Below are 14,692 nucleotides of genomic sequence, written 5' to 3'. Positions count from 1 at the left end.
GGGAACGGCATAGCATCGACAGTGGACAACGGTAACGGGACCTTCACCCTCAACTTTACCGACGGGACCAGCTTTACCACAGCGGACCTTACAGGACCTCAGGGACCGGCGGGGACCAATGGAACAAACGGAACCGATGGTACAAATGGTACCAATGGGACAAACGGTGCGGACGGGAACGGCATAGCATCGACAGTGGACAACGGAAACGGGACCTTCACCCTGAACTTCACCGATGGGACAAGCTTCACAACAGCGGACCTTACCGGACCTCAGGGACCTGCGGGGACCAATGGAACAAACGGAACCGATGGTACAAATGGTACCAATGGGACAAACGGTGCGGACGGGAACGGCATAGCATCGACAGTGGACAACGGTAACGGGACCTTCACCCTGAACTTCACCGATGGGACAAGCTTTACAACAGCGGACCTTACCGGACCTCAGGGACCTGCGGGGACCAATGGAACAAACGGAACCGATGGTACAAATGGTACCAATGGGACAAACGGTGCGGACGGGAACGGCATAGCATCGACAGTGGACAACGGTAACGGGACCTTCACCCTCAACTTTACCGATGGGACCAGCTTTACCACGGCGGACCTTACGGGACCTCAGGGACCGGCTGGGACCAACGGAACAGATGGAACGAACGGTGCCGACGGGAACGGGATTGCATCGACAGTGGACAACGGCAACGGGACCTTCACCCTCAACTTTACCGATGGGACAAGTTTCACAACAGCGGACCTTACCGGACCTCAGGGACCTGCGGGGACCAATGGAGCAGATGGAACAAACGGAACAGATGGTACGAACGGTACAAACGGTGCCGACGGGAACGGGATTGCATCGACAGTGGACAACGGTAACGGGACCTTCACCCTGAACTTCACCGACGGGACAAGCTTTACAACAGCGGACCTTACCGGACCTCAGGGACCTGCGGGGACCAACGGAACAGATGGTACGAACGGTACGAACGGGGCCGACGGGAACGGGATTGCATCGACAGTGGACAACGGAAACGGGACCTTCACCCTCAACTTTACCGACGGGACCAGCTTTACCACAGCGGACCTTACAGGACCTCAGGGACCTGCGGGGACCAACGGAGCAGATGGTACGAACGGAACCAATGGTACGAACGGTACAAACGGTGCCGATGGGAACGGCATAGCATCGACAGTGGACAACGGAAACGGGACCTTCACCCTCAACTTTACCGATGGGACAAGCTTTACCACAGCGGACCTTACAGGACCGGCCGGGACCAACGGAACAGATGGAACGAACGGAACCAATGGTACAAACGGTACAAACGGTGCCGACGGGAACGGCATAGCATCGACAGTGGACAACGGAAACGGGACCTTCACCCTGAACTTTACCGATGGGACAAGCTTCACAACAGCGGACCTTACCGGACCTCAGGGGCCAGTTGGACCACCTCAAACACTATCCAAAGCTGGCACTACTATTACTCTAAGTGACGGTGGTGGGTCAGTTAACGAAACAGTTACCAACCTTGCGCAAAATAATACGACTGGTGTCATCACCTATACCAATGAAGAAAATACTGCCCAAACTGCCAATGTAGTTGGGACTGAAACCAATAATAGTATCACAGTAGGCACCAATGGGGGTGCTTTTTACGAGAGCCCAATCAAGGCATTTGGCAAAATTGCATCAAATGGTTCCGTAGTAAAAGCAACCGCAGGTATTACGGTCACAAAACTTGGTGGAAATGGTCGATACAGAGTGAACCTACCAGCCGGTTTAGTTTCAGATGCCAATTACATTATCCAGCTAACACAACCTGGACGAGGTGGTGCTGGCAACGATGACCCTGGAATATCCTACAACAGTCAGACCACTACTAGTTTTGAGGTTATTGTAGGAGATAATGATAACGGTGGTTCCGATAGAAATCGTTTTAACTCTGAATTTATGTTTACCGTACTTGATTTATAGATTTATGATATTTAAAAAAACTCTTTTAGTTGTTGTTTTACTTTGGGCTTCTTTTTTAAAAGCACAGGTAACCGCAGGTGATTTAGTGGGTATTCACAACGTCAGTGGAACAGAAATGAACGCCATTTCAAATCCTATTGAAGGGTCATTAGTTTACAATACAACAACCAGAAGCATACATTTCTACAGTAACTCTGGCTGGGTAGAGGTACCTAACATTTCCAACAGTTATGTGGGAACTTTTCAAATAACAGGAAGCGGAAATCAGAATATAACCGGTATTCCTTTTGAGCCTAGCTATGTAACTTTTGCAGCCTATGCCAATGTTGAAAGTTTCAGTCTAAATTCAGATAATTCTGTTCGAAACAACGAACGGGGAATTGCCAATTCCTTCGGCTCTATGACAGGATTTGCGCGAAATGATGCCAGCAGTATTACAGAACAGGTGATTTATGTTGGTGGCCACGGAAACTCCATTAATGATATTTCTCGTTTTGCATCAAACTCCCATTGTATAGGTCTACGCTATGGTAATCAAAATGGAGATAATCTGGGCGTCACCTCAGCTACCGTTACAAGTTTTAATTCTGACGGTTTCACCCTAAACACAGATAGTTTTGCTGATGGAATAGTCGTTATTTATCAAGCCTACAGGTAAAGATGAGTTTGAAAAAGTCCATATCAAGAAATAGTATAATCCCTATTCTGCTCATTTTGGGGTCGTCCGCAAATGCCCAACAGGCATTTCATAATTTTGGTTCATTACAATTTCACTCTGAGGCGTCCGTGGGTTTCCATTTAAACCTGATAGATGATGGCTTTTTTGTAAATAACAGAGGTTTAACCGGTTTTTATAGTGACTCAAGATTAACTATTTCTGGAAATTCGAATCCTGTATTCAATGACTTGGAAATCTTTGCTGATAATGGGTTACAATTGGAAACTTGGGTTGGGGTCACCAATAATGCCAACTTCATCTCTGGCAATATCTTGACGGAAAAGAATACCTTGAACAACTACCTCAATTTTATCAATGATGCCTTCTTTACCGGTACTGGAGATGAAAACCATATCAATGGATATGCTGGAGCTAGTAATAAATCGCTGATTACTTTTCCTGTAGGTGAGGGAAACAGAATACGTCATCTAACTGTGACTTCCAATAGTGTAAATAGTTTGGTTCGGTGTGCCTATTTTTTTGAAGACCCCAATGCTCCAATTTCGTTGAGTGAATTTTTTGACACAGATATTGTTGCAACAGATGATCTTCAAATAAGCAACTTTGAGTTTTGGACATTGGAGGGCAGTGAACCCTCAGTGGTTACCTTAACATGGGATTCGCAAAGCAATATTTCTTTGTTAGCTGAAAGTACCGAAAATGTAATGGTTGTGGGTTGGAACAGAGAATCCAATCAATGGGAAAGTCTCGGTAATACTGGAGTAAACGGTAATTTAAACAACGGAAGCATTACGTCTAACACCTTTTTGCCAAGTGATTATGAAATAATCACACTCGGTGGCACAGATGAACTTTTGGAACCTTTCTCAGTTTTAGAATTAGATAATTATTTTTTGACGCCAAATGGGGATGGGGTCAACGATTTCTTGTTGATAGAAGGTATAGAAACAGTACCCAACAATATTTTGAATATTTATAATAGATATGGCGTATTGGTATATTCCAAATTGAATTATGCCAATGAATTTAACGGACGCTCAAACAGAAATGCTGTAATCAGTAGGAACTCCGGTTTATCGGCAGGGGTATATTTTTACGTACTTACCGTAAACGATACAAGAGAGAAATTTCAAGGGTACCTTTATATCTCAGATTCTCAATAATAGATATAGGACTGCTTCCCGTGTGTAGACTTCGAAATACTTCTTAACTTGCTGCAAATTCGTCAATCATTTATGAAAAGAAGATCTTTCGTTAAAACAACCGTTGCTGCCAGTACGGCCCTGTCCTTTCCTTTTGCTCTTCCAGCCAATCAAAATAGTTCCGAATACACCATTTCAGAATTAATGGGTAAAGAAGATATTCCCCTATTTGGTAAGGACATAAATCTGAGGGAGGAAGCCCATGACGCTTTTGTAGAAATGAAAAAAGCGGCCTATCAAGATGGTTTTAACATTAAAATGGTTTCTAGCTTTCGCGATTTTTACAGGCAAGAAAGCATTTGGGAAAGAAAATTTATTCGATACACGGAAGACGATGGTATGTCTCCATTGAATGCCATCGACAAAATCATTGAATATTCTACAATACCTGGAACCAGTAGACATCATTGGGGTACTGACATAGATATTATTGATGGATATCCAAAAACCAATGGCGGTGTCTTAGTTCCTGAAAAGTTTGAAAGCGGGGGACCTTTTGAAGGTTTAAAAAAATGGCTGGACGAGCATTCCGAGAGTTTTGGTTTCTACTTGGTTTACACGGACGAACCCAAACGAAGAGGCTTCAAATATGAACCTTGGCACTATAGCTATGCGCCAATTTCCATTCCAATGTTGACCGCTTTCCGAAAGAAAAATATTGTGAAACTACTTCAAAATGAGGAATTTATTGGTTCTGAACATTTCACCTTGGGTTTCTTAAAATCATACATTAGGGATAACATTCTGGATATTAATCCCAAGCTGTTATAACCTATTTTTCGTATCTTCCTTTCACTATAACACTAACACCATGAGAAGAGGAAGTTGGAAAATCCGAATACTTATTGGATTGGCAATTGTGGTCTTTGCCTTTATTCAACGCTGTAGCAACCAAGAAGAAAATCCATATACAGGCAGGGTACAAAATATAAACATAACCGCAGAGCAGGAGATTGCCATTGGTCTCCAAAGTGCTCCAGAAATGGCCCAACAACATGGAGGGCTCTATCCGGATGAACGTATGCAATCTCTGGTTGATGCTGTTGGCCATCGTTTGGTCCAAAATAGTATAGCTCGTGAGACTCCCTATGAATTTCAATTTCATTTGCTTGCAGATGATAGAACAATCAATGCCTTTGCCCTTCCAGGAGGACAATGTTTTATTACCTATGCCCTTTTTTCTCAATTGAACGAATCTCAACTGGCCGGAGTTTTGGGGCATGAAATTGGTCATGTAATCGGTAGGCATTCTGCCGAACGTATTGCCGAAAGTAGTTTTTGGCAAACCTTGACCATGGGAGCTAGTGTTGGTGGCGATATGGGCGGATTGGTAAGTGGAATAGGGCAAAATACCCTACTTAAGAATGGAAGGGGCGATGAGCTGGAGAGCGACGAACTTGGGGTGCTTTTAATGATTCAATCTGGATACGACCCAAATGAAATGATAAAGGTGATGCAAATTCTAAAAAGAGCTGCCGGCCCCAATCGAGTTCCAGAGTTCCAAAGCACGCACCCTGACCCAGAAAATAGGATTGAAAAAATCAGAGAAGCTATCAAAAAATATTCAGGTCGATAGAATTTGCACATTCATCGATTAAAAAATAGGATTGTTTAGTTTTCATTACCTTTGAGTAACCCCAAATCAATTACTCTTTTCTTCAACCCGTTTGTGCTACCCTAATACGAGAACAGATGGGAACACTATTACATTTTAAGTCGCTTTATCAAGAAGCCTTTGACGATTGCAAACCAAGCTACTTGGTGTTGTTTTTAAAGGCGTATTCAATTTTTTGCGCCATTCTTATAGGAATGGCACTTTATGCTTTTTTGTACAGGGCCTTTACTGGCTTTGAGTTTTAAGAGAACTACTCTTTTACAAGAACACTATACATTTGAAAAAGAAAAGCCCTTGCAATTGCAAGGGCTTTTTTAATTGGACGAATAAACTCCTTTCTATTTTTTCACAGCAGAATTTATTACTTCCAAAGCCTCCATGGCTCCAGAAAGCTCGGCATATTTTTGTGCCGTATATCCTTTATCACATCTTTTTTTTGCATTTGCTCCATTCGCCAAAAGAACTTCAGCAATCTCTGCACGATTGTAACGGGCAGCGTAGTGCAATGGCGTCATGCCCATAGACTTTCTGTTCACATCTTCTCCAAGCTCAATTAATTTTTTAACAGTGTCAATGTCCCCTTTGACGATGGCCATACAAAAAGAGCTAATCTCATAAGAGATTGAGGTTTCTACTTCTACCGTTGGGAAAGAAGTTTCGTTTGCGCTTACGCCAGCTACCAATAATAGACATGCTGCAGTCACTGTTAGGATTGTTTTTTTCATGATGAATAAATTTTTGATTATAAATAAGTTTTATATCATGATAGACTCGTTCTATCTCCAAATGTTACACGATTAACACTTCTATAACCAAATTTTAACAAAGTTTGCAGTTTTTTGGTCGAAAAAATGTAAAAATCACAAGTTTAAAACCTTCAAAAACGCTAGGGCATCCAACTAAATCATCCTATTTTTGAATTTCAATTTTTCACTATGGACAAGAAAGTCATTCTTATGATTTTGGACGGATGGGGAAAATCTCCAGACCCAAAGGTTTCGGCTATTGAACAAGCCAATACCCCCTTTGTTGATTCACTTTACAAAAAGTATCCTAACGCGAACCTTCTAACCGATGGGATGAATGTGGGACTTCCAGAAGGACAAATGGGCAATAGTGAAGTTGGCCACATGAATCTTGGAGCAGGTAGGATTGTATATCAGGATTTGGCCAAAATCAACAAAGCAGTACAAGAAAATACCATAAAGGACGAAAGAGTTCTGTCAGATGCTTTTGCCTATGCCAGTAAAAACAATAAAAATGTTCATTTTTTAGGTCTTGTCAGCGACGGTGGTGTTCATAGCCATATAGATCACTTAAAAGCTTTGATTTCTGCTTTTGAAGGAGCCCAGGGCTCAGGCAAGGCTTTTGTTCATGCTTTTACGGACGGAAGAGATGTAGACCCTAAAAGTGGAAAGGGATTTTTAGAAGAATTGATTAATTTCTGTAGTGGTAAAAAAACTCAAGTATCCTCTGTTATTGGTAGATACTATGCCATGGATAGGGACAAACGTTGGGAAAGGGTCAAAAAAGCTTACGATTTGGTTGTTAATGGAGAGGGAAAACCAAGTTCCAACATTGTCCAGAGTATGCAGGATAGTTACGATGCCGGAGTTACAGACGAATTTATCGAACCCATATTTGCCATTAATGAAACCGGGCATGCCATAACAAAAATAGCGGAAGGTGACGTGGTAGTCTTCTTCAACTTTAGAACGGACAGAGGAAGAGAGCTTACCCAAGTGTTAAGTCAGCAAGACTTCACGGAATACAATATGAAAAAATTGAATCTTCATTACGTCACCATGACCAACTATGATGATTCTTTTGAGGGGATTCATGTTATTTATGATAAGGAAAATATACGTGAGACTTTGGGAGAGGTTTTGGCCAAGGCCAACAAAAAACAAATCCGAATTGCGGAAACCGAAAAGTATCCACATGTCACTTTCTTTTTTAATGGTGGTCGTGAGGAACCTTTTGAAGGGGAAAGTAGAATTCTTTGTCCTTCACCAAAAGTGGCAACCTACGACTTAAAACCGGAAATGAGCGCATTTGACATTAGGGATGCCATTGTTCCTGAACTCCAAAAGGGAGAAGCTGATTTTGTATGCTTAAACTTTGCCAACCCAGATATGGTAGGGCATACTGGAATAATGGAAGCTGCAGTAAAAGCTTGTGAAACTGTAGACACTTGCGCAAAAGATGTCATTTCAACCGGATTGGATAATGGATATACCACCATTGTTATTGCAGATCACGGTAACTGTGACACTATGGTGAATCCAGATGGAAGCCCTAATACCGCACATACAACCAATCCTGTGCCCTTGATAATTGTTGATAACGACATTAAATCGATAAAGGATGGAGTGCTTGGTGATATTGCTCCTACTATTCTTTCGCTAATGGGAGTTGAAAAGCCAAAACTTATGACTCAAGAATCATTGGTTTAACGACGCTTTGGTATTTACTGATTGGATTCATCCTAAGATGTAGTTAATTCATTTCAACCTATCTTTGCAGGCATGATAAAAATCAAAACTCCAGAGCAGATTGAGATGATGCGCGAAAGCGCCCTTGTTGTTTCCCGAACTTTAGGGATGCTCGCTTCTGAAATAAAACCTGGAGCAAACCCATTAAAGTTGGATAGACTTGCCGAAGAATTTATCCGTGAACAAGGAGCGGAACCTGGATTCTTAGGTATGTACGATTTTCCAAATACGCTGAATTGGAGTCCAAATGCCCAAGTAGTTCATGGCATTCCCAATAATCAACTTTTAAAGGACGGAGACATTATTTCCGTTGACTGTGGTGCCCTTAAAAATGGATATTATGGTGATCACGCCTACACCTTTGAAGTGGGAGAAGTTGCCGAGGAGACCAGAAAACTACTCAAAGTCACCAAAGAGTCACTTTACATAGGAATTCGGGAGTTAAAAGTGGGTAACCGGGTAGGAGATGTTGCGTTTGCCATACAAAAACATTGTGAGAGTCATGGTTACGGCGTAGTGAGAGAATTGGTAGGACACGGTTTAGGGACCGATTTGCACGAAGATCCTCAAATGCCAAATTATGGAAAACGGGGGCGTGGTAAAAAATTCGTTGAGGGCATGGTGGTTGCCATTGAACCTATGATAAACATGGGAACGAGAAGAATTAAGCAGTTAAATGATGGATGGACCATTCTTACCGCGGATGGTAAACCCAGTGCACACTTTGAACATGATGTGGCCATTGTGGATGGTAAACCGGAATTGCTATCTACCTTTCAATATATCTATGATGCTCTAGGTATAGAAAGTAACGAAGAGGAAGAATTTCGTAAATCACCTATTATCCTGTAGATTTCAAAATTCGAGAGCACTATTATAAATTGACGTAATTCGTGTCAAAAGTCTTTAAGTTTTTTCTAAACCTGATTCCCAGACCGTGGCTTATCAAACTGAGCTATTGGGTAAGACCTTTGATTGCACTCTCTATGAAAGGTTCAAAATACGTGGACCCCATTGATGGAAAGTCCTTTCGAAAATTTCTACCCTACGGTTACGAAAGTCCAAGGGAAAACGTACTCTCCCCCTCTACCCTCTCTTTAGAGCGTCACCGTTTGTTATGGGTTTATTTACAGAGAGAGACCAGTTTATTCGAAGAGAATTTAGAGGTATTGCATTTTGCTCCAGAACAGGCTTTTCATAATAGGTTTAAAAAGCTTAAAAACATCGAATACACCACCACAGATTTAAACTCTCCCTTGGCCGAAGTGAAAGCTGACATTTGTAACCTTCCCTTTGACTCCGATAGCTATGATGTAATTCTATGTAATCACGTACTGGAGCATATCCCAAATGACACCAAGGCCATGCAAGAACTATATCGAGTGATGAAACCCGGAGGATGGGGTATTTTTCAGATTCCACAGGATTTGAAACGGGAAACTACTTTTGAAGATGATAGCATCACAGATAAAAAGGAGCGTGCTAGAATCTTTGGTCAATATGACCATGTTCGTATATATGGCAGGGATTATTTCAGCAAATTAAGAAGTATTGGTTTTATTGTGGAAGAAGTAGATTACACTGCTCACCTTTCCGAAAACGAAGTGGAAAAATATCGGCTAGCCAAAGGGGAAATAATTCCGCTTGTCAGAAAACCTATGGTCAGTTAACTACCAAGTTCTCAAACCCTGGGGTCATATATTCCTTGGTTTTTCCTTCACTATCCAAATAAACAACATAGACCTCAGGACCTCCTAATATGTTCGATATCAAAAGTAACTTCTTGGTATCATCCAAATCCATTGCCATAAAAGCTGTGGCCAAGGCATCTGCTTCTGCACAGGTGTTAGCGATAACACTGGTAGCCAAAACCTTAGAATTTTTTGTGAATCCGGTCTTAGGATTGATGGTATGCACATATTTCTCTCCGGTTTCAGAATCAACACGAAACTTTCTATAGTTCCCTGATGAGGCCATTGCCCTATCCTTTAAGCGAATTATCCGTTTCAATTTTCTTTCATTCTCCGCCTGAGGGTCGTCTATACCCACCGTCCACTCTTTTTTTGAAATCATATTGGTACCCTGGGTCAATACTTCACCTCCTAGCTCAACCAGATAATTTTCAATTCCCTTAGATTCAAGCAATGCTCCTAATCTATCTATGGTATATCCCTTTGCAACCGCATTGAAATCAAAATAGATTTCTTTTCGTTCCTTGCGAATTGTATTGGAATCAGTCAACCCTACTTTGTTAAATCCAACATATTGCAACAGACTATCAACACGTGTACTATCCAATTCCATCGCCTTTTCAGGACCAAACCCCCATGCGTTCACCAAAACACCTACAGTTGGGTCAAAATACCCGTTCGAAACGTCATGTATCCGTTTTGAGAGTTCAAAGACTTCTTGAAACATATGGTCGACCACCAAGGTTGAATCCCCCTTATTGATTTTAGAGATGTCTGAGTCAGGAATGTATGTTGACATCGATTGGTTCACCACTTGAAAGACAGAATCGATTTCCTTTTGTAAATCAACTTGCCCATCGGTTATATACAATATGGAATATGTTGTGCCCAGAGCATTACCAACGTTTTGATTTTTCACTGGACCGTTTTTACATCCAAAAAAGGATATCAAGCATAGTATCCCTAAAACTTTTCGCATCTTATCGTATTTCTATTAGTCCCTGATATTCAACTACATACTCCTCATTGAGATACACTGGAAGGCTTTGGTTTGAAGCATTGGAAAGACCCACTCCTGCAAAGTAGGTTTTAGCCTCAAACTTATCAGCGTGATTTTTTACCTTTTCCATCAAACCCTCATCGTATACCATTGGATTTTCAGGATAGCTTACGTTTCTAACGACAATGAAGTGCAATATCTTTTCCTTCAAACATACGTATTGTGGGTTCTTTTGAAGCTTACTGTTGATGGCCATAAACTCAAAGCCATCGGCCTCCAATTGTCGCCCTACTATGTTCATGGCAAGGTTGTGAAGTTCTTGTTCTGTAAGTGGTTTTCCCATAGTGCAAAATTAGGGCTTAAAAGTCATTTGAAGCGTACGAATTTTGAGCTTTGGAAGGTGTAATTGGACACAGGAATAACCCTATCTTTTTCTAAAGTATACCAGGGCGACATTGACGGTTCCTCAAGATTTTTGACCAAGTGTATATTTTGGGCCGGGGTATTGCCTTGAAACAACAAATACACTTTTTCTCCATCCGAATTGACCGCTTCATCGCATATCATCACAATATGACCTGGACTCCCTCCTTTTATTAGCATGTCACCTAGTTTTAAGTCCTTGGCGTTTTCAACTCTAGGTAGTTCGTGATAGAGTGAAAGGGTTCCAGCATAGGTGTAAACAAGGTTCAGGTATCTATAAAAATTTGCCTTGGAATCGTCAGGCAGTGCTATTTTATGGAAACTCACCTTATTTCCATCTATTTTTGGACGATAGCCCTCGGCATATTGCTTCCATGCACAATGATGTCCGCTAGTAAAGTTAAAACCAATCTCTTCTTTTCTATCGTTCTCCCATAAATATTCACTTCGAATACGAATCAAGGCATCTGCACATTGTTGAAGGCCATTCTCAGGAACCGGAATCTCAAGAATTCCGATGTGTCCATATTGCCAAAAATATTCCGTGCCATCATAATTGATAATTTTACTTCCGTAGGGTTTTAACTTGTAATTCCTTAGGTATTCTTCGAACGACCCGTCAGGATATTCAATACGTTCATAACCGACAGGCACGTTTACCCGGGATACAATCGTAAGACTATCCTCATTGATAAATTTTGGTTCAGTTACAAGAGCTGTCACTGTATGCTTTACGGGCTTTACTTTGTAAACAACAAGGCAAAGCAATGAAATGCCAAGAACTATCAACAGTAGTTTCTTCATATTCATTGAACAAAAAAACCGACACTTTCGCATCGGTTTGGTTTATTTTGTACCTCTCGACTGCGCTCGAGGTTAAATCCGTGGTTTCTATCCACCAAAATCATCAAAGCGGATGTTCTCATCTGGAATACCGAAGTCCTCTCCCATTTTCTGAACCGCTTTGTTCATCAAAGGAGGACCACAGAAATACAATTCAATATCCTCTGGAGCCTCATGATGGTCCAAGTAGTTATCAATCACACAATTATGTATGAACCCGACAAATCCGTCCCCTTCTTCGTCATTGATATCCTTCTTTACTTTCCAATTGTCTTCTTCCAAAGGTTCAGACAACGCCATATAGAATTTAAAGTTAGGGAAGTTCCTCTCCAAATCTTTAAAATGTTCTATATAGAAAAGTTCCCTTTTAGAGCGCCCACCGTACCAGTAGGTTACCTTTCTATTGGTTTTTAAGGTCTTGAACAGGTGATACAAGTGTGAACGCATGGGTGCCATACCTGCTCCTCCGCCTACATACAACATTTCAGAATCAGATTCGTTGATGAAGAATTCACCAAATGGTCCTGAAATCGTTACTGGGTCTCCAGGTTTTAATCCAAAAATATAAGAAGAGGCAACACCGGGATTAACATCCATCCATCCGTTTTTGGAACGGTCCCATGGCGGTGTGGCAATACGGACATTCAACATAATCTCACGACCTTCCGCTGGATAAGAGGCCATGGAATAAGCTCGTTCTACAGTCTCGGGGTTTTTCATCACCAAAGGCCAAAGCCCGAATTTATCCCATTCCGTTTTAAATTTATCCGGAGTCTCATGTTCCTCTGGATGGGCCGTGATATCCATGTCTGCATATTTCACTTCACACGGAGGAATCTCAATTTGAATATAACCCCCGGCCTTGTAATTCATTTCCTCAGGAATCTCTACAACGAACTCCTTGATAAAAGACGCTACATTGTAGTTACGAACTACTTTCGCATCCCACTTTTTGATACCAAAGACTTCTTCAGGAATGGTAATTTCCATATCCTGCTTTACCTTTACTTGACATGCCAATCGTGCTCCGTGTTGTAGTTCTTTTCTAGAAAAGTGAGGAGTCTCCGTAGGAAGAGCTTCTCCACCACCTGAAAGTACATGACACTCACATTGGATACAGGTTCCACCGCCTCCACATGCCGAAGGCAAGAACACCTTTTGGTTACCTAAGGTAGACAGTAAGGTTCCCCCTGAGGCAACTTCAATCTTTTTTTCTCCATTTATGGTCAAGGTAACAGGACCTGATGGAGATAGTTTTTCCTTGGTAAATAGCAAAAGGGCCACCAAGAGCAACAATAAAACAAGAAACGCTACAACTGTAATTAGAATGGTACCTCCCGTACTTGTGGCTAGAATCATCTTTATTTGTTTAGAACTTCGTTATAGGAAACCGCTTTTTCTTCATCTTCGATTTCCTTATTTATTTCTTTTTCTTCAATGGTTTTTTCAACGGTAGTATTGCTGGTACCTTCAGGTGGTTCGTTATCACCAGTAAGCATACCTCCAAAACTCTGGAACCCGATTCCCATCAATCCAGTTATGATAAATGTGATCCCCAACCCTCGTAGTGGCGGTGGCACATTGGAATATCTAATTTTTTCTCGGATAGCTGCGATAGCCAAAATGGCCAAGAACCAACCTATTCCTGAACTAATCCCGTAATTGAGTGCTAATCCCAAAGAGGGTATTTCTCTGGCCTGCATAAACAAAGAACCTCCCAAAATAGCACAATTTACCGCAATCAATGGCAAGAAAATACCCAATGAATTGTAAAGCGCTGGAGAAAATTTCTCCACTACAATCTCTACCAATTGCACCATGGTTGCAATTGTTGCAATAAACATGATAAACGAAAGGAAGCTCAAATTATAATCAGCGTACTCTGGACCCAACCAAGCCAAGGCACCATCTTGTAAAAGATATTGGTCCAAAAGCCAGTTAAGAGGAACGGTTACGGCCAACACGAAGATTACCGCTGCCCCCAATCCTACAGCCGTTGATACTTTTTTTGATACGGCCAAATAGGAACACATTCCCAAGAAGACCGCGAAAACCATATTGTCTATGAAGATGGACTTAAAAAATAACTCTAAATGCTCTAACATGCTTCCTTATTTATGCTTCTTCAATTAATGCCTTGTTTCTAGTACGTTGCACCCAGATAATGATACCAACCACAATCAGTGCAGCAGGAGGAATAATCATAAATCCGTTGTTCTCATAACCAATAGAGTACAGTCCCGTCTTGGCAATAGGGTCACCCAAAACAGGGATTCCGAATAAAGTTCCTGAACCCAACAGTTCCCTGAAAAATCCAATAATTACCAAAATAACTCCATAACCCAAGGCGTTTCCAATACCGTCTAAAAAAGACCTCCATACCCCATTACCAAGAGCGAACGCTTCAAAACGCCCCATAATAATACAGTTGGTAATGATCAACCCCACGAAAACTGATAATGTTTTACTCAGTTCGTAAGCAAAAGCCTTTAGAACCTGGTCCACCACAATTACCAATGTAGCTACCACTATTAGCTGGGCAATAATCCTGATTTTAGACGGAATTACGTTTCTAAGTAGCGAGATAACAATGTTACCAATTCCCATCACGAAGATTACGGAAATTGCCATCACCAATGACGCCTTTAGCTCCGCAGTAATTGCCAAAGCAGAACATATTCCCAGTACTTGAATGGTAATTGGATTGTTATCCGCTAATGGATCTAGTATAAGATTTGAATCTTTTTTTGAGAGTAATGCCATT

The 14,692-nt window shown here is 41.5% G+C and carries 16 protein-coding genes; 9 read left to right on the top strand and 7 right to left on the bottom strand.

Translation table 11 applies throughout. The features are described from left to right. The 6 genes from CLV81_RS09800 to CLV81_RS20650 form a co-directional block, all read left to right on the top strand. Positions 1-1,980 (top strand): beta strand repeat-containing protein (locus CLV81_RS09800; protein ID WP_211297994.1); only part of this gene is annotated, 1,980 nt, incomplete at its 5' end. Between the two features lie 4 nt (positions 1,981-1,984). Next, positions 1,985-2,638 carry a hypothetical protein gene (locus CLV81_RS09795; protein WP_106144828.1) on the top strand — a complete coding sequence of 218 codons (654 nt, stop codon included), beginning with the start codon at positions 1,985-1,987 and terminating at the stop codon, positions 2,636-2,638. A 2-nt stretch (positions 2,639-2,640) separates the two neighbouring features. Further along, complete coding sequence (locus tag CLV81_RS09790; RefSeq protein ID WP_106144827.1) at positions 2,641-3,822, top strand: gliding motility-associated C-terminal domain-containing protein; 1,182 nt, start codon at positions 2,641-2,643, stop codon at positions 3,820-3,822. Positions 3,823-3,894: 72 nt separating this feature from the next. Then, entirely contained in the window at positions 3,895-4,632 is a 738-nt protein-coding gene (locus CLV81_RS09785) for a M15 family metallopeptidase (RefSeq protein ID WP_106144826.1), read from the top strand. Between the two features lie 40 nt (positions 4,633-4,672). Beyond that, complete coding sequence (locus CLV81_RS09780) at positions 4,673-5,437, top strand: M48 family metalloprotease (protein WP_106144825.1); 765 nt, start codon at positions 4,673-4,675, stop codon at positions 5,435-5,437. 116 nt (positions 5,438-5,553) lie between these two features. Then, positions 5,554-5,721 (top strand): DUF6747 family protein, encoded by a 168-nt coding sequence (locus CLV81_RS20650; protein WP_170068329.1) that lies wholly within the window; start codon positions 5,554-5,556, stop codon positions 5,719-5,721. A gap of 93 nt (positions 5,722-5,814) precedes the next feature. On the opposite strand, the gene CLV81_RS09775 is transcribed toward CLV81_RS20650, so the two are convergent. Next, positions 5,815-6,201, bottom strand: a complete 387-nt coding sequence (locus CLV81_RS09775) for an ankyrin repeat domain-containing protein (RefSeq protein WP_106144824.1) — start codon at positions 6,199-6,201, stop codon at positions 5,815-5,817. 210 nt (positions 6,202-6,411) lie between these two features. Here CLV81_RS09775 and gpmI point away from each other — a divergent pair, with 210 nt between their 5' ends. The 3 genes from gpmI (at position 6,412) to CLV81_RS09760 (ending at position 9,641) form a co-directional block, all read left to right on the top strand. Beyond that, entirely contained in the window at positions 6,412-7,932 is a 1,521-nt protein-coding gene (gpmI, locus tag CLV81_RS09770; RefSeq protein ID WP_106144823.1) for a 2,3-bisphosphoglycerate-independent phosphoglycerate mutase, read from the top strand. Between the two features lie 72 nt (positions 7,933-8,004). After that, positions 8,005-8,823 carry a type I methionyl aminopeptidase gene (gene map, locus CLV81_RS09765; RefSeq protein ID WP_106144822.1) on the top strand — a complete coding sequence of 273 codons (819 nt, stop codon included), beginning with the start codon at positions 8,005-8,007 and terminating at the stop codon, positions 8,821-8,823. 41 nt (positions 8,824-8,864) lie between these two features. Further along, on the top strand, positions 8,865-9,641 hold the full coding sequence (locus tag CLV81_RS09760) for a class I SAM-dependent methyltransferase (RefSeq protein ID WP_106144821.1): 777 nt from the start codon (positions 8,865-8,867) through the stop codon (positions 9,639-9,641). Here the strand turns inward: CLV81_RS09760 and CLV81_RS09755 are convergent. From CLV81_RS09755 to CLV81_RS09730, 6 genes are all read right to left on the bottom strand, one after another. Continuing rightward, positions 9,634-10,641, bottom strand: a complete 1,008-nt coding sequence (locus CLV81_RS09755; RefSeq protein ID WP_106144820.1) for an FAD:protein FMN transferase — start codon at positions 10,639-10,641, stop codon at positions 9,634-9,636. The genes CLV81_RS09760 and CLV81_RS09755 overlap by 8 nt on opposite strands. Before the next feature lies 1 nt (position 10,642). Further along, on the bottom strand, positions 10,643-11,005 hold the full coding sequence (locus CLV81_RS09750) for a Na(+)-translocating NADH-quinone reductase subunit F (protein ID WP_106144819.1): 363 nt from the start codon (positions 11,003-11,005) through the stop codon (positions 10,643-10,645). Positions 11,006-11,028: 23 nt separating this feature from the next. Beyond that, positions 11,029-11,889, bottom strand: a complete 861-nt coding sequence (locus tag CLV81_RS09745; RefSeq protein WP_106144968.1) for a DUF4846 domain-containing protein — start codon at positions 11,887-11,889, stop codon at positions 11,029-11,031. Positions 11,890-11,976: 87 nt separating this feature from the next. Further along, on the bottom strand, positions 11,977-13,287 hold the full coding sequence (gene nqrF, locus CLV81_RS09740) for an NADH:ubiquinone reductase (Na(+)-transporting) subunit F (RefSeq protein ID WP_106144818.1): 1,311 nt from the start codon (positions 13,285-13,287) through the stop codon (positions 11,977-11,979). Positions 13,288-13,289: 2 nt separating this feature from the next. Beyond that, on the bottom strand, positions 13,290-14,033 hold the full coding sequence (gene nqrE / locus CLV81_RS09735; protein ID WP_106144817.1) for an NADH:ubiquinone reductase (Na(+)-transporting) subunit E: 744 nt from the start codon (positions 14,031-14,033) through the stop codon (positions 13,290-13,292). A gap of 10 nt (positions 14,034-14,043) precedes the next feature. After that, positions 14,044-14,691, bottom strand: coding sequence for an NADH:ubiquinone reductase (Na(+)-transporting) subunit D (locus CLV81_RS09730; protein WP_106144816.1), 648 nt, complete (start codon positions 14,689-14,691; stop codon positions 14,044-14,046). Position 14,692 lies beyond the last annotated feature (1 nt).

This window comes from Flagellimonas meridianipacifica (assembly GCF_003001695.1).
GTDB lineage: Bacteria > Bacteroidota > Bacteroidia > Flavobacteriales > Flavobacteriaceae > Flagellimonas > Flagellimonas meridianipacifica.
The sequence above is the reverse complement of the archived record's forward strand: the minus strand, read 5'-3'. Positions and strand labels throughout refer to the sequence as shown.